This window comes from Flavobacterium sp. WV_118_3 (assembly GCF_039778605.1).
Taxonomy (GTDB): domain Bacteria; phylum Bacteroidota; class Bacteroidia; order Flavobacteriales; family Flavobacteriaceae; genus Flavobacterium.
The window spans coordinates 2,115,398-2,141,448 of sequence record NZ_CP156060.1; the positions used below are offsets into that span (position 1 = coordinate 2,115,398).

The 26,051-nt window shown below is 38.6% G+C and carries 23 protein-coding genes; 16 read left to right on the top strand and 7 right to left on the bottom strand.

Translation table 11 applies throughout. The annotated features are described in order from the left end of the window. The first annotated feature begins 29 nt into the window (after positions 1-29). Entirely contained in the window at positions 30-419 is a 390-nt protein-coding gene (locus ABFU83_RS09885) for a hypothetical protein (protein ID WP_347065580.1), read from the top strand. On the opposite strand, the gene ABFU83_RS09890 is transcribed toward ABFU83_RS09885, so the two are convergent. The 6 genes from ABFU83_RS09890 to ABFU83_RS09915 all read right to left on the bottom strand — a co-directional run bounded on the left by ABFU83_RS09890 (position 397) and on the right by ABFU83_RS09915 (position 8,753). Beyond that, entirely contained in the window at positions 397-2,847 is a 2,451-nt protein-coding gene (locus tag ABFU83_RS09890) for a TonB-dependent receptor (protein ID WP_347065581.1), read from the bottom strand. The two genes, ABFU83_RS09885 and ABFU83_RS09890, sit on opposite strands and share 23 nt — an antisense overlap. After that, positions 2,828-4,192 carry an HTTM domain-containing protein gene (locus ABFU83_RS09895; protein ID WP_347065583.1) on the bottom strand — a complete coding sequence of 455 codons (1,365 nt, stop codon included), beginning with the start codon at positions 4,190-4,192 and terminating at the stop codon, positions 2,828-2,830. Before ABFU83_RS09895 ends, ABFU83_RS09890 begins: the two co-directional genes overlap by 20 nt. A 10-nt stretch (positions 4,193-4,202) precedes the next feature. Further along, on the bottom strand, positions 4,203-5,330 hold the full coding sequence (locus tag ABFU83_RS09900; protein ID WP_347065585.1) for an imelysin family protein: 1,128 nt from the start codon (positions 5,328-5,330) through the stop codon (positions 4,203-4,205). 110 nt (positions 5,331-5,440) lie between these two features. Further along, on the bottom strand, positions 5,441-6,556 hold the full coding sequence (locus tag ABFU83_RS09905; protein ID WP_347065586.1) for a DUF4856 domain-containing protein: 1,116 nt from the start codon (positions 6,554-6,556) through the stop codon (positions 5,441-5,443). A 129-nt stretch (positions 6,557-6,685) separates the two neighbouring features. Then, positions 6,686-7,552, bottom strand: coding sequence for a hydroxymethylglutaryl-CoA lyase (locus ABFU83_RS09910; protein WP_347065587.1), 867 nt, complete (start codon positions 7,550-7,552; stop codon positions 6,686-6,688). A 181-nt stretch (positions 7,553-7,733) separates the two neighbouring features. Continuing rightward, positions 7,734-8,753 (bottom strand): quinone-dependent dihydroorotate dehydrogenase, encoded by a 1,020-nt coding sequence (locus ABFU83_RS09915; RefSeq protein WP_347065589.1) that lies wholly within the window; start codon positions 8,751-8,753, stop codon positions 7,734-7,736. Positions 8,754-8,885: 132 nt separating this feature from the next. On the opposite strand from ABFU83_RS09915, the gene ABFU83_RS09920 reads away from it, so the two are divergent. From ABFU83_RS09920 to ABFU83_RS09950, 7 genes are read left to right on the top strand one after another with little or no spacing between them, the layout of a single operon-like run. Continuing rightward, positions 8,886-9,701, top strand: a complete 816-nt coding sequence (locus tag ABFU83_RS09920) for a 2,3,4,5-tetrahydropyridine-2,6-dicarboxylate N-succinyltransferase (RefSeq protein ID WP_300490517.1) — start codon at positions 8,886-8,888, stop codon at positions 9,699-9,701. Positions 9,702-9,705: 4 nt separating this feature from the next. Next, positions 9,706-11,598, top strand: a complete 1,893-nt coding sequence (locus ABFU83_RS09925) for a glycosyltransferase (protein WP_347065591.1) — start codon at positions 9,706-9,708, stop codon at positions 11,596-11,598. A 52-nt stretch (positions 11,599-11,650) separates the two neighbouring features. Further along, positions 11,651-12,538 carry a glycosyltransferase family 2 protein gene (locus tag ABFU83_RS09930; RefSeq protein ID WP_347065593.1) on the top strand — a complete coding sequence of 296 codons (888 nt, stop codon included), beginning with the start codon at positions 11,651-11,653 and terminating at the stop codon, positions 12,536-12,538. Positions 12,539-12,544: 6 nt separating this feature from the next. Beyond that, positions 12,545-13,321, top strand: a complete 777-nt coding sequence (locus ABFU83_RS09935; RefSeq protein ID WP_347065595.1) for a glycosyltransferase family 2 protein — start codon at positions 12,545-12,547, stop codon at positions 13,319-13,321. A 53-nt stretch (positions 13,322-13,374) separates the two neighbouring features. Further along, positions 13,375-14,415, top strand: a complete 1,041-nt coding sequence (locus ABFU83_RS09940; protein ID WP_347065597.1) for a hypothetical protein — start codon at positions 13,375-13,377, stop codon at positions 14,413-14,415. Then, positions 14,378-15,565 carry a glycosyltransferase family 4 protein gene (locus ABFU83_RS09945; RefSeq protein ID WP_347065599.1) on the top strand — a complete coding sequence of 396 codons (1,188 nt, stop codon included), beginning with the start codon at positions 14,378-14,380 and terminating at the stop codon, positions 15,563-15,565. Before ABFU83_RS09940 ends, ABFU83_RS09945 begins: the two co-directional genes overlap by 38 nt. A gap of 20 nt (positions 15,566-15,585) precedes the next feature. Further along, positions 15,586-16,596 (top strand): glycosyltransferase family 2 protein, encoded by a 1,011-nt coding sequence (locus ABFU83_RS09950; protein WP_347065601.1) that lies wholly within the window; start codon positions 15,586-15,588, stop codon positions 16,594-16,596. Between the two features lie 76 nt (positions 16,597-16,672). Here the strand turns inward: ABFU83_RS09950 and ABFU83_RS09955 are convergent, their stop codons facing one another. After that, a complete protein-coding gene (locus ABFU83_RS09955; RefSeq protein WP_347065603.1) occupies positions 16,673-17,668 on the bottom strand; it encodes a glycosyltransferase in 996 nt (331 codons plus the stop codon). Positions 17,669-17,822: 154 nt separating this feature from the next. Here ABFU83_RS09955 and ABFU83_RS09960 point away from each other — a divergent pair, with 154 nt between their 5' ends. The 8 genes from ABFU83_RS09960 (at position 17,823) to ABFU83_RS09995 (ending at position 26,036) form a co-directional block, all read left to right on the top strand. After that, a complete protein-coding gene (locus tag ABFU83_RS09960) occupies positions 17,823-18,905 on the top strand; it encodes a DegT/DnrJ/EryC1/StrS family aminotransferase (RefSeq protein WP_347065605.1) in 1,083 nt (360 codons plus the stop codon). Continuing rightward, positions 18,899-19,546 (top strand): acetyltransferase, encoded by a 648-nt coding sequence (locus ABFU83_RS09965; protein ID WP_347065607.1) that lies wholly within the window; start codon positions 18,899-18,901, stop codon positions 19,544-19,546. Before ABFU83_RS09960 ends, ABFU83_RS09965 begins: the two co-directional genes overlap by 7 nt. A 375-nt stretch (positions 19,547-19,921) precedes the next feature. Further along, complete coding sequence (locus ABFU83_RS09970) at positions 19,922-20,716, top strand: lipopolysaccharide core biosynthesis protein rfaS (RefSeq protein ID WP_347065609.1); 795 nt, start codon at positions 19,922-19,924, stop codon at positions 20,714-20,716. Between the two features lie 278 nt (positions 20,717-20,994). Continuing rightward, a complete protein-coding gene (locus tag ABFU83_RS09975; protein WP_347065610.1) occupies positions 20,995-21,834 on the top strand; it encodes a glycosyltransferase in 840 nt (279 codons plus the stop codon). 11 nt (positions 21,835-21,845) lie between these two features. Next, the gene (gene glf, locus ABFU83_RS09980) at positions 21,846-22,958 is read left to right on the top strand and encodes a UDP-galactopyranose mutase (RefSeq protein WP_347065612.1); all 1,113 of its coding nucleotides are present in this window, start codon (positions 21,846-21,848) and stop codon (positions 22,956-22,958) included. Further along, positions 22,945-23,940: a hypothetical protein gene (locus tag ABFU83_RS09985; protein WP_347065614.1), complete on the top strand. Its 996-nt coding sequence runs from the start codon at positions 22,945-22,947 to the stop codon at positions 23,938-23,940. The genes glf and ABFU83_RS09985 overlap by 14 nt, the downstream gene beginning before the upstream one ends. 65 nt (positions 23,941-24,005) lie before the next feature. After that, the gene (locus tag ABFU83_RS09990) at positions 24,006-24,569 is read left to right on the top strand and encodes an L-threonylcarbamoyladenylate synthase (RefSeq protein ID WP_300490461.1); all 564 of its coding nucleotides are present in this window, start codon (positions 24,006-24,008) and stop codon (positions 24,567-24,569) included. 33 nt (positions 24,570-24,602) lie between these two features. After that, the gene (locus ABFU83_RS09995) at positions 24,603-26,036 is read left to right on the top strand and encodes an HD domain-containing protein (protein WP_347065616.1); all 1,434 of its coding nucleotides are present in this window, start codon (positions 24,603-24,605) and stop codon (positions 26,034-26,036) included. The last annotated feature ends 15 nt before the right edge of the window (positions 26,037-26,051 follow it).

Here is a 26,051-nt window from a genome sequence, read left to right on the forward strand (position 1 = left end):
ACTTTAACATTATTATAAATTGTCCTGTAGTGGCTTATTTAACGATCCAACCGCTTTATTCGAATGCTTTTCTATTCCATAAACTACCGGGAAGTCCGATTGACACACTTAGAACCGTTGAAAAAATTAAGAATTCAGAATTTCAGGTCTTTACGATTACCCAAAAACCTCCCAGTCAAAAAACATTTACGATGCTCCTGTATGATCGGTTATTCGGTAAAAAAGAATTAGCCCTTACTAGTCTATATAGGAACGAAGAGAAAGGTAAAACAGCGGTTATCCGCCTGGCGAAATTCTACATTTTAAAAGAAAGTTCCAAAACCGGCCATGCGGAAGAAAAAACAGGATTCCTTTTTATTATAGTTTCAACAACATGGGTTAACTTCTTCTGTTCGACTAAAACCGATATTGCAATGTAAGATAGCCCGCTCTCGGTGCTGATGGTATAATCCCCGGACCAGGATAACCGGTGGCTCTTCGGGTAAAATAAATCGTATTCATCAGGTTCGTAATTCCGGTTTCCAATGTAAAATGGGAACCGAATTTATAGGATAACGACCAATCTGTAATTGCATAACCGGGAACCTGACCTTCGATTCCGCGTAAGTTTTCGTTTTTGTCCTGTTTTATATTCGTAGCATCGGTGTATTGCGCGCTTAGATACGTAAACTGTACACTTGCTATCAGGTTTTTATAGCCTGACGTTATCCCTGTTTTTAAATTGATCATCGGAACAAATTCTACCTGATTTCCGGTTATCCCCGGTTGTTTCGAATGCGTATACGCTGACTTTGTAAGCGCCAGATTGGCAAATACATTCCATTTGTAATTGTTATTTAACGGATTAAATAGTATTTTTTGCAAACTTAAATCAGTGAAAAATTCAAATCCGTATAGCATTGCATCCCCCACATTGGTTCGGAAGCGGATAATCCGAAAATCGTCTGTCTCTTTAATAATCTGTCCCAAACGCCCTTTGTAGGCCAATCCAAAAGCACTGATATCATACGTCAACTTGTTTTTCCATTGGCCCCGAATTCCGAAATCAAACGTATAACCGTATTCATCCTTTAGATGCTCATCGATCTGGTAGGATGGTTCTGTAATTCGTATATCATTAAACGTAACCGAGCGGTAATTTTGTGAGCAATTCAGATACGCTTCCATTGCTTTGACCGGCTTAAAACTCAAACCGATTCCTAACAGCACAAACGAACGTTTTAAATCGTTTTCTTCATCATAGCGATTATCCAAAATGACATTCCCGGCATTATCGCGGTTTATTTTTCGATAGTATCCTTTCGCCCGTGTATTGATATATTCCCAACGAATTCCGGGTGTTATCGAAAGTGCATTCGTGACACGGATAATATTTTCTCCAAACAACGCTAAATTGAAATTTGGATAGCTGTAATCGGATTGATTTTGATAGTACGGGAATTCTTCCGTTGCAAAATTAAAATCAGCATCACTTCCGGAACTTCCCGGCCCTTGTCGGGCATTGTTTTTCGACTGATAATACTTTCCGCCTATCACAAAGGCATTTTCATGACCAAGAAAGCGATACCGGTGTACTATTTTTGCTTCGGCACCCCAATTGGCAAATTTTCCGGTAATCAGATCACGAACGGTTCCTTCCTGATCTTCCTGAAATACACGATTGGAACGAAATCCTAATGCTTTCCGACCGGCATACAATCCGAATACATTCAGGCTTATATCTGTTTTTTGAGTAGCCTGATGTCTCATTCTAAATGAAAAAAGATTCCAATCAACCGCAAACCAATTTCGCTTCCGATTACTTTGAAAGGCATCTTCATAAAACATTTTATCCGTTAATCCTCCGGGCTGATGCGCTATATACTGAAAATGAGTGTAGTCAAAACTTAAGTTCGTTTTACTATTAATACGATAATTAAAGTTTCCAAAATAATTTTGAGATTCAAAATCAGAATTAAGCTGAAAACCATCTCCTTTTTTATAATTTAAAAACGTGTAATAACTAAAATTCTTTATCGTTCCGCTTAAATCGGTAAAGCTGGTAAATAAATTATGGCTCCCTATGGTTTGTCTGTTCGTCAACCGGAGTTTTTTATGTTGCTCCGGAGCTTTAATTTTAAAATTGATCAATCCGCCAAACTGCGTTCCGTATTGTAAGGATGCGGCGCCTCTTACGATCTGTATCCGGTCTAATCCTTCGGCCGGCGGTGTATAATAACTTTCGGGATATCCTAAAATATCGGCACTACTATCGTAATCGTTTTGACGGATATTAAAATGTGCCGATCGATTCGGATCCAGTCCTCTTCCGCCAATGTTAAGTTGTAAACCACCGGCATCACTTTCATAAATATTCAATCCTACGACCTGTGAAAACACTTGTCGGGCTAGATTTACAGCCTTATTTCCCATTTGTGCAGCAACAATAACCACTTCTGATTTTTTACCGGCATAAATTCCCATTCCATCAACATCCCGCAATCGTGACATTGCAAAAACTTCCTTTCTCCTTTTTTGAATTAAAACTTCACTGAGTCGTATTTCCATCGGCCTCAATACCACCAACACACTGATATCCTGATCCTTTACATTTATTTTTTGTTCTTTCAGATGAAAATTATCGGATAAAAAAATCAAATGATATTGACCGGGCATTATATTCGAAAAAGTAAATTCCCCGTTTTCGTCGGATTGTACCCGGATACCATCATCTACTTTTAAGATTTGAGCCCAAACAACCGGAGCTTCATTATTAGCATTTATTATTTTTCCATGGATATTGTATTGTGGAAAACAACTCCAACAGATCAATGTAAATAATACGATACTAAAGTCCTTTACTCTCATCTTCAAATGGAATAATCCAGTATTTTGGTAAAAAAGAATCTTTCTCTTTTGCCAGATTTACAGTCGGGTTAATGAATATTCGAGAAGGTCTTCCGTTAAGGGTTACGAAGCTTTCCACAGAAACTATAGGATCATGTATCCCTTTTTGTTTGTAATAATCGTGTATAAAACGGGCAAACTCAATGATAAAGTCCGGCTGAAAGGCCATTTGTTTTTCCTGAAAAGGGGTTAAAAATTCGGAGTTATCGATATAAAAAGAATTTCCTGTTACCGCATCTTTTACAATAAACTGCGTGTAACCTGCTTTTTCCATCAGCATAACCCGCCAGGAAAAGCGGAACCCCTCTTCTGTCCAGAATAATGCACCCGGATATAAAAGATAACGCAGTGGGAATAGCAATTGTAGTACAAAAAAACAAATCAATATTCTGATACGTATTGCTGCGCCGTTCAGTGTTGTGGTGAATCGTGCTTTTCCGTTATCAAATCGGGTCTTATTGATTTTAAAAATTATACTGAGGTATTGCAATGCTTTATGATGAGACTTTGCCTTAAAAAACACCAATGTTGCACCGATCATGATAAACGGAAACATTCCGATTGGAAACAAAATCCGGGTTAGACTATGAAAAACGACTACCAGTACAAAGGCAATAAATCGGGTTTTGCGATACAACAACAGAAACGGGATAGCCAAATCATATAACATACCTGCCCAACTGAATACAAGTGGCATCCATTCCTGTTGGAATAAAAAACCCAATACCGGAAGATCATACTGCGGTTTTAGCCATAACTGTAACGGCATGGCTTTGAACAACCAATCTGAATTGATTTTGGCCAATCCGGCATAAAAATATACAATCCCTAACATAAGCTTCAGACAGTCGATACACCAGGCCGGTATTTTCTGAAAGGCTAATTCCGGTTTTAATCGGGCATCCATTGCATAATAGACATTAGCCGGCAAAAAAAGGAGTATAAACGCTATCGCACTAATAAAATAGTAATGATTCAGATAGGTTGTTTTATCCATTAATTCGATATACGTAAAGCTTATAAAAAACAGGATAATGGCAATTCTATATCGATATCCTATAGTGATCAATGCACAGGACAAAGCACAAACCAAAAAAATCAGATACGTAAAATTCCCTAATGGTTTTATCCCTTCCAATCCGTAATAGGAAAAGAAAAACTTTGGTTCAATATACAACGTCTTCACCCAACCTTTACTCACAAACCGAACCAGACTAACCAACATAATAGTACCGAAAAGGATACGAAAAGTAGCCAACGGAGCGGCTTCGGTTGTTCGGTTTAGATAGTCCTGAAATCGTTTCATCTGATTCGTATTAATCACCGTCTGTGTCTGCATAATCGATCGCGATACTCATCGCGGATGTCATATCCGATTTCATATAGGCTACATTACGTTGTAAAACATTAAAAGTGGCAGTCATCTTTGTATTATCGGTAATAATCTGCTGACTTAAATCCGGTAGTAGCAAATTTGCTATACAAAGTGATTTATAGAATTGATTACAAATCAGTTTACTTAATAAAATTCCAGACTCTTCGCTCTTACCCTTTATAGTCAGATAATCCAAATAACTTTTCAACGAAGATCCGCTTTCATTTCCGTTAAAATGTTTGCCTTCAAAGAAGTTTTGCGCCGCTATGATCGACTCCAAAAGCAGTTCTTTCGAATACTTCTTACTGTAATATGCTTCTACCTTATCCGGATAGGTTTCAGTCGAAAACTTACCTGCCGGATAGCCTATTTTTGCAGTCCGAATGTCTTTTTCATAAAAATGAATATACGCATTAATCATCCGGTTTACACTTCCGGAAGCCGTATTGTCATTTCTTTGAATAAAAATGGCTTTATATCCGGATTGCCAGTCATCATAAACCGTGTTAAACAATAATGTCAATCGGTTTACAAGCGCAGACAGGTAACCTTTATACTTGTTGGCATTCGTGTTTGTTGTATACCGCTCCAGGATTGCATTTTCATTCTCTCCTAATCCGAACAACATATAATCCAGAGCCGGAAACCCCTGTACGACATCAAAAGAAATTCCGTTCAGATCAAAATTACCCGAATCGATTTTTACCGCTATTTGTCCTGTTGCCGTCGGATAGGTATTTGAATACTTGCTGAATTGTATTTCATCTGCTTTACCGATAGAAAACATCGAAATATATTGATAGGTTTTATACGCTTCCAGCCATTTTTGTCTTACTTCTTCAAGCTGAGTCCTATCGGGTGTCGCAATAAAATCATCCGAAGCTCTTTTCAGGTTTTCTAATTTTGATTTATAATGCTGAAATGAAGGCATAATGTTATTATCTACCCAATTCACCAGCATAGCTTTTCTATCGTATTTATCTGCTACAACCTCACTATCCGTAGTATTAAGACCGCAAGACCACAATAATTGCGCTACCACCATTAATAACAGCCCTGTTTTTTTCATTGAATAAATGCTTTAAAGTTGAACAAAAGAATCATGTCAGAAAGGAATATCCGGTTCCTGAATGTCTTTAAAAATGGAAAGCGTCCCGAATTCAGGATTCTTTTTAAACATTAATGGCTTCCCCCTTGTGTTATGGCTTGTTCAACCGTAAATCCAAATGCCGCTGCGATCGTCTTAGAAATCAAATCAATTTGATCTGCTGTATAGTTAGCATCCCAAAATCCATCATTACCGCCTAAAAATGAAGTCAATAATTCCGTAACCCTTGCCTTTGTAAGATAAGGCTGTCCGGTAGCCGGGTTGTGTGTATAAGCCAATCCGCTTATAAATCCGTAAGCTTCCGACAAACCGTGAAAGGCGGCCGCAAGATCACCGGTGATTGTTGTTGTACCTGATAATTTACCTTTTGCTTTATTCATATAATAAACCGCACGGATAGCACCTACTTTTGATAGTTTTTCTCTTATGATGTTTATCTGCTTATCCCGTTCTATTTTATTACCTGCTATAATTGTCGCTTTCCCTTTTTCAAAAGCAGCCGTAACCGACTGTGTTATCCCTGAAAAATTCGCATTTCCATTGACGGTATTCAAATAACTTTCCCAGAAATATTTTTTGTTATTGTCCGGTCCTTTGTATCCGAAGATGTAATTATACCCTTCCTCCCATAGTTGTTGTGCTTCCTCTGTATTAGCCGCAGCATTTAAAACAGCAGGATTCAAACAATAATTCAACGTCTGATCGAGTAAAACGGCCCCCATAAGTCCTTTGATAATAGCTTGATTGATTTCAAGTCCTTTTTCATTAAATAATCTGGTAGAAGTAGCCGTTGTATACGATCCTTTTACACCCTTAGCCGCCGGAATCTGATAGGTCGCAGCTACATCTCCCATTTCGGTAAAGAAAAGATCAAACTCCGGTTTTGCATTCTCAGCTGTTTTTTCCTTTAGGGAAACGCCGGAAGTATTTAAAGCAGCTTCCGAAAACGGATTTCCGCTATTTGTAAACATTCCTTTAATTTTGGCTTTGGTCAACGGATAAAGTGTTTTATCCTTAGAATATGCATCAAATTCAACCAGCATTTTTACCCTTGTTAAGGCCTGAGCCGGATTAGCATGAACCTGAATTGCAATTGTTTGCTGTGGCGTGTCATTGGAATCATTTGAACACGATACCGTAAAGGCCGACGCTATTAAAACGGCAGCTGTAATTTTTCTAAAACGCATATTAATTCTTATTAAGATTAATTATAAACTATTAAAACAAAAGTAATAATCCCTCTCAAGAAGACACGTTATCACGCATGTTCAAGAATAGACACATAACGGACAATAAATAATACGTTTTATTTTTGATTAATGATAAACCGTGAAAACTTTCAGTGCTTCGTTATACGCACTTTCAAAACTCATCGGACTTAATCCGGTGTCGGCTTTTTGTGAAGTAAAATACGATAGCATTTTTTCGGTTGGCATATTCCCGGTTAAATCATCTTTAGCCATCGGACAACCGCCAAATCCCTGAATAGCTCCGTCAAAACGACGACAACCGGCTTTATAGGCGGCATCCACTTTTTCAAACCATTTATCGGGAGTAGTATGCAAATGTGCTCCGAATTCGATATGCGGGTATTTCGGAATCAGGTTGGAAAACAAATAGGAAATCACTTCCGGTGTCGATGATCCTACCGTATCGGAAAGCGATAAGATCTTCACGCCCATATTGGATAATCTTTCGGTCCACTCTCCTACGATTTCCACACTCCACGGATCGCCGTAAGGGTTTCCAAAGCCCATCGACAAATAGGCCACAACTTCTTTATCGGTAGCATTGGCAATGTCCAGAATTTCCTGTAACGTCACAAGGGATTCCGCTATGGTTTTATGCGTGTTTCGCATCTGAAAATTCTCCGATATTGAGAACGGAAATCCCAGATATTTAATTTCAGCATAACGGGACGCATTTTCTGCCCCTATAGTATTGGCAATGATAGCCAATAATTTACTCTTGGTTTGCGACAAATCCAGTTGGGCCAATACTTCCGGCGTATCCTGCATTTGCGGAATGGCTTTTGCAGAAACAAAACTGCCAAAATCAATCGTATCAAATCCTACTCGCAATAAGGATTGAATATATTGTACTTTCTTTTCTGTAGGAATAAACGCCTTGATACCTTGCATGGCATCGCGGGGACACTCTATGATTTTAACTTGTTCCATCATGTTTCAAAGATAAGCTAAAGTTCATAATTTTCAAATATACGGATAGTGTCATCACTCTATTTTAAAAAGGTTGATCAACATAAAACCGCAATCCTATAATTTTCAAACAATTATAAAATTGCGGTTTGTTCCAAAGGAAAAAGTTTAACAGATTCCAATTGTAGTGTCAAAATAAATGGTATTATTTCCCAGCCAGTATTTTTTTATTGATGGCTTTTATCAGACCCGGTCCTTCGTAAATAAATCCGGTATACAATTGAATCAGACTCGCGCCTGCTTCGAGTTTTTCGATCGCGTCTTCGGCCGAATGAATCCCACCTACTCCGATAATCGGAAACGCTTTATTGCTTTTTTCCGACAGGAACCGGATGACCTCGGTCGAACGTTTGGTCAAAGGTTTTCCGGAAAGTCCACCGGTTTCTTTTTTGTTTTCGGAAACCAGTCCGTCTCGCGAAATGGTCGTATTGGTTGCAATCACACCGGCAATCTTCGTATCGCGTACAATATCGATAATGTCCAGCAATTGCTCATCGGTCAAATCCGGAGCGATTTTTAACAATATCGGTTTTTGTTTTGGTTTGGTCTGGTTTTTATTTTGTAACGTTTGTAGCAATTCGGTTAGTGGTTCTTTATCCTGTAAGGCTCTTAGATTAGGTGTATTGGGCGAGCTTACATTCACCACAAAATAATCCACATAATCGTATAACGCCTCAAAGCAAATTTCATAATCCTGAGTCGCGGCTTCATTGGGTGTCAGTTTGTTTTTCCCAATATTACCGCCAATCAGTACACCTTTATTTTTTTTCAGACGTTCCACTGCTTCAATAACGCCACCGTTATTAAACCCCATACGGTTGATCAACGCGCTATCGGCTTTTAAACGGAACAATCGTTTTTTAGGATTTCCCTCCTGACCTTTAGGTGTAAGTGTCCCAATTTCGATAAAACCAAAGCCTAAATTGGACAATTCTTTGTATAATTTGGCATCCTTATCCAGTCCGGCGGCAAGTCCTACCGGATTCTTAAAACGCAATCCAAAAACTTCCCGTTCCAGTCGCGGGTCTTTCACTTCGTAAATAGCGTTTAACAATGCCGGAACACCCGGTATTTTATGAAGAAAACGGATGCTTCCAAAGGTAAAATGATGGATTTTTTCCGGATCAAAACGGAACAGTATCGGTCTGATTATTGATTTGTACATAAGTGTGTTGTGTTGTGCTGCAAAAATAGAAAAATATATGGGGTTTCGAAAGGTATCGGCCCGCCCAAATTCTGCTATTTTCTATTTCGTTTTAAAAAAATGGGGCTATATTTGCTAAAAATCGACTTTTATATGAATGCCTTACAGCCAATAATAGAGCAAGCATGGGAAAACCGTGCCTTATTACAAGAAGAAAAAACGACGAATGCCATTAGAGAAGTGATCGAATTACTGGATGCCGGAAAATTGCGTGTTGCCGAACCAACAACCGACGGATGGCAGGTTAACGAATGGGTAAAAAAGGCCGTAGTTATGTACTTCCCAATCCAGAAAATGGAAACGCTTGAGGCTGGAATTTTCGAATATCACGATAAAATGCCGTTAAAAAGAGGGTATGCCGAAAAAGGCATCCGCGTGGTTCCAAACGCGGTGGCGCGTCACGGAGCCTATATTTCCAGTGGGGTGATCTTAATGCCTAGCTATGTGAATATTGGTGCATATGTAGACGAAGGAACCATGGTCGATACCTGGGCAACAGTGGGTAGTTGTGCCCAAATCGGAAAACACGTACACCTAAGTGGTGGTGTTGGAATCGGTGGTGTATTGGAACCGTTACAGGCGGCTCCGGTAATCATTGAAGACGGTGCTTTTATCGGCTCAAGATGTATCGTGGTAGAAGGTGTTCGCGTTGAAAAAGAAGCCGTACTAGGTGCCAATGTTTGTCTTACCGCCTCTACAAAAATCATCGATGTAACCGGCGATACGCCAGTCGAAATGAAAGGTATTGTTCCGGCGCGTTCGGTGGTGATTCCAGGTAGTTATACCAAAAAATTTGCAGCCGGTGAATACCAGGTGCCATGTGCGCTGATCATCGGAAAACGCAAGCCTTCAACCGATTTAAAAACGTCATTAAACGACGCTTTAAGAGAATACGACGTTGCCATCTAATTTAATGAGCGAAAGTCCAAAAATATCGGCTTTAGCCATCATCAGGAACGAGGAAGACAATATCCGGGCGTATCTCCGGAATATGGCTTTCGCGGACGAAATTATTGTAGTCGATTCGTATAGCAGTGATACCACACTGGATATTATCCGGAGTGAATTTCCACAGGTACGAATCGTACAACGCCCGTTTGACGATTTTTCCCGTCAGCGGAATTTTGCCATCGATTTGGCCACAAATGACTGGGTTACCTTTTTTGATGCCGACGAAAGGGTTACCGAAAATGGTATCCGGGAACTTCTGGAGCTCGTGGCTTCCCATCCGGAAGAAGTAGCTTTTTGGGTCAAACGCGCGTTTTATTATGCCGAAAAACCGATGTTTTATGGTGGACAAAATCAGGACAGAGCGATACGCCTGTTCCGAAAATCCAAATGCCGCTATTCCCATAAACTAGTACACGAACAACTTATTGTTGACGGTAAAACCGGAATTTTAAAGGAAATTATTCATCATTATTCGTTTAAAAATAAAGCCGATTTTCTAGGTAAACGGCTACAATATTCGCAATTACGGGCTCAGGAGTTGTATCAGAAAAATACAAAACCTACCGCTTTTCATTTTTATATAAAACCCGCCTTTCGTTTTTTTAAACATTATATAATCGAATTTGGATTCCTAAATGGATCACAAGGTGTATCTTTGGCAAAAATCATGTCACAACACGTCTATATGCGTTATGTGTATCTGCAACAACTACACCGGAATAAAAACCCGAATAACGAAAGCCTGACAATTGGTTATGAGGCGAAACGCGTTTTTCACAATCAGACCGGACTGGGTAATTACAGCCGGGATCTGGTTCGGATTATGAATCGTTTTTTTCCGGAAAACAACTATTTGCTGTACAATCCGAAACCCGCAAAGAAGCAACTTTTCACTTCGGATTCGGATACGATCATCGAAAAACGTCCGACCAGCTGGTTCAATCGGAAATTTTATAATATATGGCGCCAACGTACCATTATTTCCGATCTGAAAAAAGACGGTGTTCAATTATTCCACGGCCTTTCGGGCGAACTTCCTTCGGGATTACAAAAAGCCGGAATTAAAAGTACCGTAACGATTCACGATCTGATCTTTATGCGTTACCCGGAGTTTTATTCGTTCTTCGACCGGAAAATTCATTTTTATAAATTTAAAAAGGCTGCTCAAAGTGCCGATACGGTTATCGCGATCAGCGAACAAACCAAAAAAGATATTGTACAGTACCTGAAAATCCCGGAATCGAAAATCGAAGTGATTTACCAGGGATGCCAACAGGTATTTAAAGAAATCTATACCGATCAGGAAAAGAAAGCCGTTATCGAAAAATACAAGCTTCCGGAACAGTTTGTTTTAAATGTCGGTACGATTGAAACCCGTAAAAACGTACTGGCGGCGGTAAAAGCCATTCGGAATATCGATACGAAGCTTGTCATTATCGGAGGGGAAACGGCTTATACGCAAACGGTAAAAAATTATATCCGGGAACATCAAATGGACGACAAAGTTCTGTTTTTAAAAGGACTTAGCAGCCGCGAACTGGCGATGGTATACCAGTTGGCTACCGTTTTTATTTATCCGTCGTTGTTTGAAGGTTTCGGAATTCCGATTATTGAGGCCTTGTATTCCAAAACTCCGGTTATCACAACCAACTCCGGTGTTTTCCCGGAAGCCGGTGGCCCTGATAGTCTTTATGTCGATCCGAACGATACTGCCGACATACAGTCAAAAATTGAATTATTACTTCGTGATCCTAATTTAAGAGTCGAGATAACAGAAAAAGGTTATATGTTTGTACAGAAATTTAATGACGATGTTATCGCGAACAGGATTATGACCTTATATAAATCATTATAAACGAACATTCTTATTTTAAGATAGTATAACAAACCAAATAAATCCAACCTACATGAAAGTCGCCGGTTTTACCTTTATCCGCAATGCGGTACAAAACGATTACTCTATCGTAGAAGCAATTACGTCAATATTACCGATATGTGATGAATTTATAGTAGCTCATGGAAACTCAACCGACACCACTTTAGATCTTATTAAAAGTATTGATTCCCCGAAAATCAAAATTATTGAGACCGTTTGGGACGATAGCGTACGCGAAGGCGGTCGCACTTTTGCATTGGAAACCAACAAAGCTTTTAAAGCCATTAGTCCGGATGTAGACTGGGCTTTTTATATTCAGGGAGACGAATGTGTCCATGAAAAATATCTGGAAACCATTCGTAAAGAAATGGAAGCCTCACTAAATGATCCATCCATCGAAGGCTTACTATTTAACTATATGCATTTTTACGGATCGTATGATTTTTATGCACATTCCCGCAGATGGTACCGTAGGGAAATCCGTATTGTCCGTAACCTTCCGGGTATGGAGTCGTATAAAGATGCGCAGGGTTTCCGCTTTAACGGTCGCAAACTGAAAGTAAAACACATTCCGGCATATATTTATCATTACGGATGGGTGAAAGCACCAAGTGGCTTAAAAACAAAGGTGAAAAACACCGGTCGTTTTTACAATAGCGACGACGAATGGATCGACCGGACCTATAATGAAGATTATGAATTTGACTACGGTAATGCCGAACGCTTACTGAAGTTTAAAGATACCCATCCTCAGGTTTTCCAGGGCCGGGTGAATCGTAGCAACTGGAAATTCTCTTTCGATCCAACCAAAATGGGTCGCAAAATGAATTTAAGGAGAAAATTCCTGGCTTTTATCGAAGATTTAACCGGTAAACGACTGTTCGAATACCGCAATTATGTAATTGTAAAAAGAAGCTAATCGTATATGACATTGCAATCCGGTTCAATTAAAATCAGCGGACTGATAATCACGTATAACGAAGAAAAAAATATACGGGAGGTCATCGAATGCCTGGACTTTGTAGATGAGATTATCGTCGTGGATTCGTATAGCACTGATAACACTGTGGCCATTGCCAAGACGTATCCGAACGTTAAGGTGGTACAAAATAAATTTGTCGATTTTACCACGCAACGAAATCTGGCACTGGAACTGGCCCGCTATAACTGGGTTCTATTTTTGGACGCCGACGAACGCATTACACCGCCATTGCGTGCCGAAATCATTGCAGAAGTTCAGAAACCGGAAACCAAAGATGCGTATTACTTTGTACGAAAATTTTATTTCGCCGGAAGAGCCATTCATTTCTCCGGTACACAAACGGATAAAAATTTCCGATTGTTTAAAAAAGATAAAGCGCATTATATCCCGGAAAAACTGGTTCACGAAACTCTAAAAGTCGACGGAACTATTGGAATACTTCAAAATAAGTTGCTCCATTATTCCTACGACAATTATGCCATTTATAAACAAAAAATGATTAGCTACGGGGTTTTAAAAGGAAAAGAACTGTTCCTTAAAGGCAAAAAGTACAGCGTTTTGACCCAGTACCTGAAAACCATTTTTAAGTTTATAAAAGCTTTCTTTTTCCGCCTCGGAATACTGGACGGAAAAGACGGATTCATTGTATCCTATTTACAAGCCTTGAGCGTATATCATACGTATAAATCATTAAAAGTGAACCAAAAACAAAATATTTAACTCGTTGTAACGGTTATAGTAATAACACATTCCCTTTAATTCGTATTTAAAAAATGAAGCAGAAGATTTGTTTGATCAGTTTCGACAACTGGCACTACGACAAATATATCATCAAATTGTTACAGCAAAAGAATATCGATGCGTATCATATCAATTTGGGAGGTTATAAACATGCCAGTTTAGCATCGCGAATCGTTAATGTGTTTTCCAAAATTTTCCTGGGTATTAATCTGAAAACCAAAAAGAAACAGGAACATATTATTTCCGAATTACAAAAAAACGGTCAACACGATATTATTCTGGTGATCAATCCCGATGTTATCGAATTGAAATACCACCAACTAATCAAACAATACACTAAAAAATATGTTGCGTATCTGTATGACAGTCTGCATCGTTGCCCGGTTGACCATCTTTTAAATGCAAATCTTTTTGACAAAGTTTTTTCCTTTGACGAACAGGATGCCAAAGCGCACAATTTTGTCAAAATGAATAATTATATCTACTTTGACAAAAAGGAAATCCCGACCGAAAAACCGAAATATAAAGTTACAACCATCTCTTCGTTTGACAAACGCTTTCCGATATACAATAAAATTGCCTATCAGTTGGAACAATTGAAAACGCCTTTTCATTTTATTTTTGTGAGCCGAAATATTGAATACAAAAAATTTAAATACAATTTCAAAGCCGAAGCCAATGCCAAAACCAACAGGCAATTACTATTTCAGTCGAAAAAAATACGGTTAAAACAATTGTTGAATTTGTATTCGGAAGCCGAAATTATTCTGGATATCGTTCAAAATAACCAAACCGGTCTTAGTTTCCGTGTATTTGAGGCTATGGGAATGCAGAAAAAACTGATCACCGATAATAAAACCGTGGTGAATTACCCGTTTTATAATCCGAATAACATCCTGATCATTGATCGCGAAAACCCTGTAATTGCACCCGAATTTTTAAATACGGAATATGAACCCGTTCCCGATGAAATTTACAATCAATATACATTAGACAATTGGGTCACTACTATTTTTGACCTAAAAAATCCTCCAAATGAATATCCTAATCCTAACCAGAGAATACAAAAGTAATAAACTCCCACCTTGCGGTGGAACCGGGATTTTTAATACACTACTGGCCAAAGAACTTGTAAAAAGAGGGCATCAGATCTATGTTTTTGGTGTAAACAAAACCAATATCGATTTTGACGACGAAGGTGTTCGTGTGCATTATACCAAAAACCTTTTTAAACGAAATTTTTTGTACGATCTGTTCCGATCCGTTACGCAGAAGTTCCCCTTTTTAATGTCGTATCATTTTAAAATACACGAAAAAGAAAAACGCGATATCAGTCGGCGACTTTTTGAATATATTGAAAAGAACAATCTGAATATCGATATGATCGAATGTCATGATTTTGAGGGCTTGAGTTTATTTTTAGGCAAAAAAATCCCATATGTAGTGCGTTGTCATGGTTCGTTTTCCGTTTTGGAAAAATATTTTGGCTACAAAGTAGAAGCCGGTCGTAAGCATTGCGAGCGCGAAGCGTTTAAAAAAGCCAAAAATGTGATCGCCATTTCTCGTTTTTCCGAACAGGTTAATCGGGAATTGTTTGGTGTTTCCAAATTTAAACTGATTTATAACGGTATCAATATACAGGAATTCCGACCGGATTCTAATCCATCTATAATTCCGTTTTCTATTTTCTATATCGGAAATGTTACCTTAGAAAAAGGAGCCGATACGGCTTTCCGCGTATTCACCCGTTTAGTAGAGAAATTTCCACTGGCTACCCTGCATTTTGTAGGTCGGGAAACACCTTATAAAGCGACTTTAGATAAGGAAATTCAGGCACAGCATTTAACCGACAAGGTGATTTTTCACGGTTATCAGTCTAAAGAGAATATCATTCGTTTACTCAACAGTGCTGCTGTTCTTATTTTTCCGTCCAAAGGAGAAACTTTGGGGCTGGCACTTTTAGAGGCAATGGCCTTGGCCAAACCTGTTGCTGCTTCGAATCTGGATCCTTTTAAAGAATTGATTACATCGGGCGAAAATGGCTATATCTGTGACACCGATGCTGATTTTGTAAACCGTATATCCGATATACTGACCGACACTACTTTGGCTGAAACCCTTTCCAAAAAGGCGCGAAAAACCGTTGTAGATCATTTCAGCGTCGAAAAAATGATGACTGAAACCTTAGATTATTATACGACAGTTACCCAAAACCATAACTAACTTTTGTGAATCGATTATTTATGAGCCAACCTATTTTATCTGTAATTATACCGGTATATAATGCCGAAAAATACCTTCAGGAAACAATTAACAGTATCCTGAACCAATCTTTTACTGATTATGAGTTGATAATTCTCAACGATAAATCGACCGATAACAGTAAAGCCATTATCGAAAAAAATGCGGCTGCCGATTCCCGTATCGTGTTTGTTGACAAAATAGAAAATATAGGACCGGCGCGGTTGCGAAATGAAGGTTTTGAAACGGCAAAAGGGGAATTTATAGCCTTGATGGATGCCGATGACATCGCCATGCCCGATCGTTTTTCCAAACAGCTCCAATTTCTAAAAGAAAATCCGGAAGTAGGTGTTTGCGGAACGTTTTACACCCTTTTTAAAATGGATGGCAAACGAAAACTAATAGCTCTTCCGACAGAGCATCTTGCGATCCGAACAGCTTTTCTTTTTTATGATCCAGTTGGGAATCCTACGATCATGCTTCGTAAGGCTGTTTTAAACGATTTTCGCTTTGATGACGATTTTGTGCCGATCGAAGACTATGAATTGTGGGATCGGATGAGTGCTCACACTCTAATGGCTAATATATCGGAATCGCTTCTTGATTACCGATGGCATGATACGAATATCAGTCAGACCAAAATTCATAATGTAAACCGCGCGCTCCGAAACCTCCGGTTAGCGCAATTACAACGTGATTTTGGTATTACTCCTGAAAACACCAATATTGAGGGCTATCTGAATGCGTTTAATTTTAAACGGGGATTATCGGCTCAGGAGGTCATCGCGACTATTGACGCCTCTCAGCAATTAATCGCCAAAAACCGCGAATCCCGTATTTTTGATCAAAAAATACTCGAAAAACAGATGAACCAGATTGTTGTTCGCACCCTTCGCAAATCGAAAGAGTTTAACAAACCACTGTTACAATACCTTCGAAATGAAGGTAAGCCGATATTCCGAAAGGTACGCTGGTTCGACCGTATTTTGATTACTTTAAAATCGATATTCTAAATCGGAAACCGATTCCTTTCTATTTTCAGAATTGAGTATTTCTTATTATAAAAAAGAGGAACAGAAGTTCCTCTTTTTAGTTGTATTTTATACCGAAATAGTTCATTTTGATATGACGTCGCCAGAATTTTATTCGCATTCCAAACGAAGCCTGTTTTAAAAACAGCTGTACCGCCAGATGGGGTTCTTTTGCATAGGCTTCCTTGTCTTTATACTGTTTTAACGCTTCGAAAGCCGAATCTTTTAGCAACGACTGGATTACTTCGCGCATGTTTGGAGTGTGCGACTGCGGCAATCTGTCGTAAATTTCTTTTACGTTCAGATAAGACGAATAACGTTGAAAAAAAGCCGGCTTTAACGAAAAAATCCCGCCCATATGCCAACGGTACACCCCGCCCTGGAAGTTCAGAAAAGCACCTTTTCCATTACAAAGTGCCAAACCATATAGGGTATTATCTTTGGAGTAGCGGAAGCTTTTATAATCCTGTGGTTTTACAGCCGACTTTAAAAAGACACATGTGAGTGTATAAGTACAATACGGTCGGAAAATTGTATCAAAATCGATGGTGTACACTTCCGGTAAGGTTTCTTTAAAATCGCTTGGAATCAATTCCTCTCCTTTTCTATTTAAAAAGTCCGTCCAGGTGATGACATAATCCGGATTGGCTTCCAGAAAATCGACTTGTTTTTGCAGTTTATACGGATCAATCCAATAATCGTCTCCTTCACAGAGCGCTATGTATTTTCCTTTCGCTTTTGGAAAAGTAATATCGCCCCAAATATCCACATCGGGATTGGAATATTGGTTTTCGGTTTGATAAATTGGTTTGATCAGTAATGGATAACGGCTTTCAAATTCTTTTAATATTGCCGGCGTTCCATCTGGAGAAGCATCTTCATGCACAATAATTTCAAACGGAAAATTGGTTTTCTGACTTAAAAATCCTTCCAGCGCATCGCTTAAATACGCTTCATGCTTAAAGGTATCACATAAAATACTGACTAAGGGCTTGTGAATATCCTGTCCGCTCCAATCGGCCAGTATTTCTTCCTGACTTCTGCAATGCTTCATCTATAATTCTGTTACGATCCGGCCGATCCGGATCTGATTGATATCTTATTCCGTTTGGGTACGTTTAGATTGCTTAACTTTTTATATTTTTACTGCACAAATGTAACCATTAAGTTCGTTTATCTATACAAATAAAATTTACAAACCCATATTAATGATAACAGTAACCAAAACCTTTTTTCCGGATTTAAAAGAATACGAAAAGCAACTTGAACGGATATGGGAAAACAAATGGCTTACTAACCGGGGAGAACTGGTACTGGAATTGGAACAGAAATTAACCGATTATCTGAAAAGCAATTCCATGATCATCACCAATAACGGAACTGTACCACTACAAATTGCTCTTAAAATTCTAGGCAAACAAGGGGAAATTATTACCACTCCGTTTTCGTATGTAGCGACGACGTCTTCTATTATATGGGAAAACTGCACACCTGTTTTTGTAGACATTCATCCGGAATATCTCACTATTGATGAAACCAAAATCGAAGCGGCGATAACTTCAAAAACGACCGCAATTCTGGCTACGCATGTCTTTGGTAACCCTTGTGAAGTCGAAGCGATTGAAGCCATTGCTACAAAATATGGCTTAAAGGTGATCTATGATGCCGCTCATGCTTTTGGCGTAACCTATAAAGGGAAATCCTTGTTTAATTATGGCGATGTGAGTACCTGTAGTTTTCATGCAACCAAGCTTTTCCATACCGGTGAAGGTGGTGCACTGTTTTGTAAAGATAAAACGCTGTTTCATAAACTATTCTATAGTCATAACTTCGGACATAACGGTCCGCTGGAATTTCACGGACTGGGAATTAATGCGAAGATATCCGAACTTCAGGCCGCTATGGGACTGGCTGTTTTACCACATATGGAAACCATTTTGTCCGAACGAAAAAAAGTAGTTGATTTCTACAACCAACATCTGGATTTCGATTCGTTACAAACAATGATCATCCGACCGGAAACAGATTGGAATTACAGCTATTATCCAATTATAGTACCATCGGAAACGATACTCTTACAAGTTCAAAAAGCTTTAAACGACCACAATATTATCCCGAGAAGGTATTTTTACCCTTCGTTAAATACCATCGGATATGTAAACCAACCGGATCAGTCCATGCCGGTGTCGGAATCGGTTTCCCAACGGGTACTTTCGTTACCGCTTTATGTTGGACTGACCACGGAAGAATTACAAAAAATAACCACCTTAATTAATCAAAACGCATGCTAATCGTTGGAGCTAAAGGATTTGCCAAAGAAGTTTTAGAGGTATTGCATCAGGACAATCAAACCGAAAATCTGGTTTTTTACGATGATGTCAATACTGATATTCCAGCCGTATTATACGATCGTTTCCCGGTTCTTACAAACCTTGACGATGCTGCGGCCTACTTTATGCATACCGATAATCGGTTTACCATTGGTATCGGCAATCCGGTTTTGCGAAAACGGCTGTATGAAAAATTTAAAGCTATTGGAGGTGTCTTTACTGCTACCATAAGCCCAAAAGCCGTTATCGGTAGTTTTGGGAATCAAATTGGCCCCGGATGTAATATCATGACCGGGACCATCCTTACAAATGATATTATTGTCCAAAAAGGGACACTTATTAACCTTAATTGTACCATCGGTCACGATTGCCATATTGGAGAATTTTCGGAAATTTCACCAGGTGTAAATATTTCTGGTAATTGTAAAATCGGTGCGTATAGTAACATCGGAACCAATGCGACAATACTTCCAAAAATTACAATCGGAAAAAATGTTGTCATTGCTGCAGGTGCTGTCGTTACAAAAGATTTACCGGACAATTGTATGGCTGCCGGTGTTCCTGCGGTTATCAAAAAAGAATTACCTGAAATAACATTCTAAACCCGCCCCAAACAATTTGACAATCGACTATTAATCGATTAAACGCTGCGTTTATAATTCGGCTATGGCTCTTATTGTCCTAATTAAAGCAATAAAATAGATCTTAAAACGATTCCGGAAAAGGATATTCTCCACTCCGGCCAGACTTTTATTGTACCTGCTAAAGCATAATAATAACCACTAAAATTCATGTCAATGAAGAAAAGGATGTTATATATTGCTCCGGATCATTATGACTTTTACAAAGTTGTCTTAAATGGCTTTCAGGATTTTACCAATTATACCCTTATCATGGTTTTATCCAACGGATATCCATATTACTATAGAAATCTGGGGGAACGGTGCCTGAATTTCGTTTTGAAACGATGTTTTAACATGAATATCAAAACAATACCTTCTCAAAATGTTATCCTCCAAAAAATAAATCAATATGCTACTTACGATATCGTGTATGCTAACCGCCACGATATGCGCTCCCCTAAACTATTAACGCTTATCACAAACAAAGCAAGACTTTCCATTGTGCATTATTGGGATAGTCTTACCAAAATAAAAGGACAGAAAGAGACTATTCCTTATTTTGATAGTCATTATAGTTTCGATAAAAATGACCGTGTCCCATATGGATTACACTTTACTACAAATTTCTATTTTATTGATAATTTTTCCCAAAAACCAAAATACGAAGTCCTTTTCCCGGGTACATATGATCATCGCTTTCCGAAAATAAAACAAATCATTCAACAATTAAGCAACCAGGGAATAAATGTAAATGCACTATTATTTCCCAAAGACAAAAACATTCGTAAACAATATGCTTCCACAAACACTTCGTTTCCGGATAAAATCACCCCTTTCCCGGAAATTGTAGCCTATAGCGGCAATACTCCAATTATCCTTGATATACACCATCCCAATCAATCCGGTTTATCTTTTCGTCCATTTGAAGCAATTGGTCTAAAGAAGAAATTAATTACTACCAATCCGGATATCCAAACCTATGACTTTTACGATCCTAATAATATTTTTATCTGGACCGATACCACCTTATCTGTTCCGGATTCTTTTTTCTCCACTCCGTATACCGAAATCCCCTTAACAATACAGCAAAAATACACACTCGAAAATTGGGTTCATTCCGTACTAACTATAAAAAGCAATTCATTATGAGACAGCAAAAAATTTATTTTATTTGTCCTGATACCAAAGCTCCAATTGGAGGTATTAAACAACTATACCGGCAGGTTGATATCTTAAACAGAAACGGATTTAACGCATCCATCCTCCATAAGAAAAAACGGTTTCGACATAAGTGGTTTGAGAATAAAACGCGAATAGAATATAACTTCCCTTTATTTTGCTTGATCAAACAAACTATCCGATCCGGTAGTAAATCATCTTTTCTAAAAAGAGTTTTTACCAAAATTAATTGGGGTATACAAAGTCTTATGGCTTCTAAACTCGATACGAACGCCATATATGTTTTTCCTGAATTCCTTAGTCTGAGTTTCTTAAAAATTAAAAAAGATACCCTAAAAGTAATTTTCAATCAGAACTGCTACTATTCTTTTTTCTATAATTCCATTGAAGAACATTCTGATGAAAAACAGTATGCCGATAAAAATATCATTGCCACGATAGTCGTTTCCGAAGATTCTAAAAATTATTTATCCTTTGCCATTCCCAATATAAAACTCTATCGGATACGAATAGGTATTGATCAAAACACGTTTTATTATCAACCCCGGAAAAAGAAACAGATTGCTTTTATGCCTCGTAAAATGAAAGAGGACATTATACAGATTTTCAATATTCTAAAATATCGAAATAGTTTGCAGGACTGGTTACTGGTAAGTATTGATAATAAAACAGAACAGGAAGTGGCTCAGATTCTGAGGGAAAGCCATATTTTCCTGAGTTTTAACCATATCGAAGGGTTTGGCCTTCCTCCTGCCGAAGCTATGGCTTGTGGCTGTATCGTTATCGGGTATACAGGACGGGCCGGTGAAGAATATTTTAATCCCGATTTTTCCTACCCTATCCCAGATGGAGACATTATTAATTTTGTCCATAAAATTGAAGAAGTTCTCATGTTCTTTGAAAAAGATCCTATTACTTTCCTTGAAAAACAAATCAATGCGTCACAAGCCATTCTGAATGAATACAGCCTTGAAAACGAAGAGCAGGATATTGTTACCACCTGGAACCAGATTTTAGACCTTCAGAAATCCTACACCACAAAATCCGAACAGCAATCTGTTCCCGCAACTGATTTTCATTCCATTTAACACCATAAAAAATGACAAATAACTATGATATTTTAATTGTAGGTTCCGGACTTTTTGGAGCCGTTTTTGCTCACGAAGCTACTAAAATAGGTAAAAAATGCCTCGTTATTGACAAAAGGTCACATCAGGGCGGTAATGTATATTGTGAAAAAATAGAAGATATTACGATACACAAATATGGTGCTCATATTTTTCATACAGATGATAAGTTTATTTGGGATTATGTAAATCAGTTTACCACCTTTAACCATTTCATTAATAGTCCCGTAACCATTGCAAAAGGGAAGCTTTACAACCTACCTTTTAATATGAACACGTTTTACCAGCTATGGGGTGCCATAACACCAGAAGAAGCCCGGGCAAAAATTAATATTCAGATTGATCGGTTTGGCGTTACTGATCCGTCCAATCTGGAAGAACAAGCACTTTCCCTGGTGGGCAAAGATATTTATGAAACTTTAATCAAGGAATATACCGAAAAACAATGGGGACGTAAAGCGAAGGAATTACCTCCATTCATCATTAAAAGACTCCCGATACGGTATACTTTCAACAACAATTATTTTAATGATACTTATCAGGGCATACCGGTTGGGGGCTATAATAAAATTATAGACGGATTACTGGAAGGAAGCGAAGTTCGCCTAAATACTGATTTTTTTGACGATCGCTCTTATTTTGAATCGTTAGCCGATACCATTGTGTTTACCGGAAAAATCGATGAATATTTCGACTATCAATTCGGTGAACTCGAATATCGCTCGTTACGATTTGAAAACGAAATCATCAATAGTACCAATTTTCAGGGTAATGCTGTTGTCAATTATAATGATGCAACCGTTCCTTTTACCCGTATCATTGAACACAAGCATTTCGAATTTGGCAGACAGCCACAAACAGTCATCACCAAAGAATACCCGGAATCCTGGTGTTCAAAAAAAGAAGCTTTTTACCCTGTTAATGATAAAAAGAATCAGGCGATTTATAAAAAATATTGCCTGATGGCTAAAGAATCCAAAGTTATTTTCGGTGGCAGGCTTGCCGAATATAAATACTACGATATGCACCAGATCATCGCTTCCGCTATTAGAAAATTTAAAACCGAATATTGTGAAACTAAATAAAAACACAACAACACTATATCTGATAGCCCCGGCAAATTTTGCTTCGGGCGAACCATTTGTAATACATCGGCTGGCATCTCGACTAACTGCCATGGGATTCAATGCCAAAATGATCTATATCGGACAACAAGCATCCACAGATCCTGTACATGATTTTTACAAGCACTTTAAAATCCCGTATACGGATCAAATAACAGATGCTCCGGAAAATATCGCCATCTTTCCCGAAATCTATTCCGGCATGATGTATCAATATAAAAAAATCCATAAGGTAATCTGGTGGCTAAGTGTCGATTTCTTTTTGGCTGCCACTAGGCCAAAACCCTTTTCCTTAGGACGCTTTTTGGGATTAAAACCAACGGTGTGCCATTATGATTTTAAAAAGGAACCCTTGCTTTCCCATTGGGTACAATCGCATTATGCCCGGCATTTTCTGGAATCGAAAAGCGTCACTGACATTTATAATTTATCCGATTATCTTGACGCTATTTTTATCAATAAATTAAAAGAAAGATCTTTTACCAACCAGAATAAAAAAAACAGGATTGTATACAATCCCAAAAAAGGATTTAATGATACGCTGGAGTTGATCCGAAAAGCACCTTATATCGATTGGGTTCCGATAGAAAACATCACTCCGTCGCAGGTGCGACAATTGTTACTTAGTGCCAAAATTTATATCGACTTTGGAAATCATCCCGGTAAAGACCGTATTCCAAGAGAAGCTGCAATGTGTGGCTGTATTATAGTTACAAACAGAAAAGGAAGTGCTAACTTTGCAGAAGATATTCCGATACCGGACAAATTTAAAATAGATTTTATACCGGGTAAAGAACGCGATGTTATTGACTTGTTAGAAAATTGTTTTACAGCATATGAAAAAGAAGTCCGCCATTTCGATAGCTATCGCAAAAAAATTGAACAGGAAGAAGCTGTTTTTAACGACGATTTATCTAAAATAATGTCTGCTTTTTTTGATTAAGTTGCTAGTATTGTTTTGAATCGCTTCCTGTAACTATTTATAAAAACAGTCTAAACAAATATAAAATGATTGCAGAAGAAATTCATAAAGCATACGAAGTGATCAAAAACGGAGGAATCATTCTATACCCAACCGATACCGTTTGGGGAATCGGTTGTGATGCGACCAATCCGGAAGCCGTAAAAAAAATATACGCGCTAAAGCAACGGGAAGAAAGTAAAAGCATGATCGTTCTGATGAACGGGGACCGTATGGTATACAATGTTTTTAAAGATATTCCCGAAGTAGCCTGGCAAATCCTCGATTTATCCGAAAAACCAACCACACTAATCCTGGATAATCCGCGAAATGTCGCACCAAATATTATCGGTCAGGATAATACGTTAGGGATGCGAATCGTTAAAGAACCTTTCTGTTTTAAACTAATGGAACGGATGAAAGTTCCGCTGGTTTCCACTTCGGCAAACATCAGTGGCGAACCTACTCCAAAATCGTTTAAAGAAATAAGCCCCGCAATTTTGCAAGGCGTCGACTATGTTGTAAATTTGCACCACGATAAAATTGGCGGTAAACCGTCGACTATCATAAAACTGTCTGGGAACAGTGAGGTAAAAATTATACGAAAATAAACAGCTTAGCCCTGCAAACCGGAGCGACCATTAATGAAAAAACAAACTTCATATAAAGAGGCATTACAGTCCAAAATTTTTGAAATTATATCCCGTGCGGCCAAAGAGCTACAGGTCGATTCCTATGTTATTGGCGGCTTTGTAAGGGATTTGATTCTGGAACGCAATCATAAAAAAGACATCGACATCGTGGCCGTTGGCAGTGGTATCGAATTGGCTTTAAAAGTGTCGGAACTGATCCCACACAATCCGAAAGTGCAGGTCTTTAAAAATTACGGTACCGCCATGCTTCGCTATGAGGATATGGATATCGAATTTGTAGGTGCCCGCAAAGAATCCTATCATTTCGACAGCCGGAATCCGGTTGTGGAAAATGGTACGCTGGAAGACGATCAAAACCGTCGCGATTTTACAATCAACGCTTTGGCGCTTTCCCTAAACCAAGCCAACTACGGCGAACTGGTGGATCCTTTTGACGGATTGACCGATATGGAAAATAAAAGTATCAAAACGCCTTTGGATCCGGATATTACCTATTCCGATGATCCGTTGCGCATGATGCGTGCCATCCGTTTTGCATCCCAACTCAATTTTACTATCGAAGCGGAATCACTCCATTCCATTTCCCGGAATAAAGATCGGATTGGCATTATTTCCGGAGAACGTATCGTCGAAGAATTAAACAAAATTCTATTGTCCGACAAACCTTCTGTTGGCTTTCTGTTGCTATACCAAACCGGCTTACTGGATATTATTTTACCGGAACTGACCGCTTTAAATCAGGTGGAAGAAATAGAAGGCCATACCCATAAAAACAACTTTTATCATACCCTGGAAGTGGTCGACAATATTTGTCCGAATACAGACGATGTATGGTTACGCTGGTCGGCTTTGCTACACGATATTGGTAAAGCGCCGACAAAACGTTATAATAAAAAACAGGGATGGACCTTCCACGGACATGAATTTTTAGGTGGTAAAATGGTAAAACGCATCTTCGAGCGTTTGCATATGCCGTTAAATCACAAAATGAAATTTGTACAGAAAATGGTGATGATGAGTTCCCGACCAATCGTACTGGCTCAGGATATTGTGACCGATTCGGCCGTGCGTCGTTTGGTTTTTGATGCCGGTGAGGATGTCGAAAATCTGATGACCTTGTGTGAAGCCGATATCACAACTAAAAATCCGTCGAAATTCCGAAAATATCATAATAATTTTAAACTCGTCCGCCAGAAAATTGTCGAAGTGGAAGAACGCGACCATGTTCGAAACTTTCAACCGCCTATTACCGGAGAAGAGATCATGGCGATTTTTGATCTGAAACCTTCCCGCGAAATCGGTCTTTTAAAAGAAGCCATCAAAGAAGCCATACTCGAAGGAGAAATCCCGAACGAATACCAGCCGGCTTATGATTTTATGATGGAAAAAGCGGCAAAACTAGGATTAAAAAAGGCAACCGAATAACCTTCTGGTTCAAAC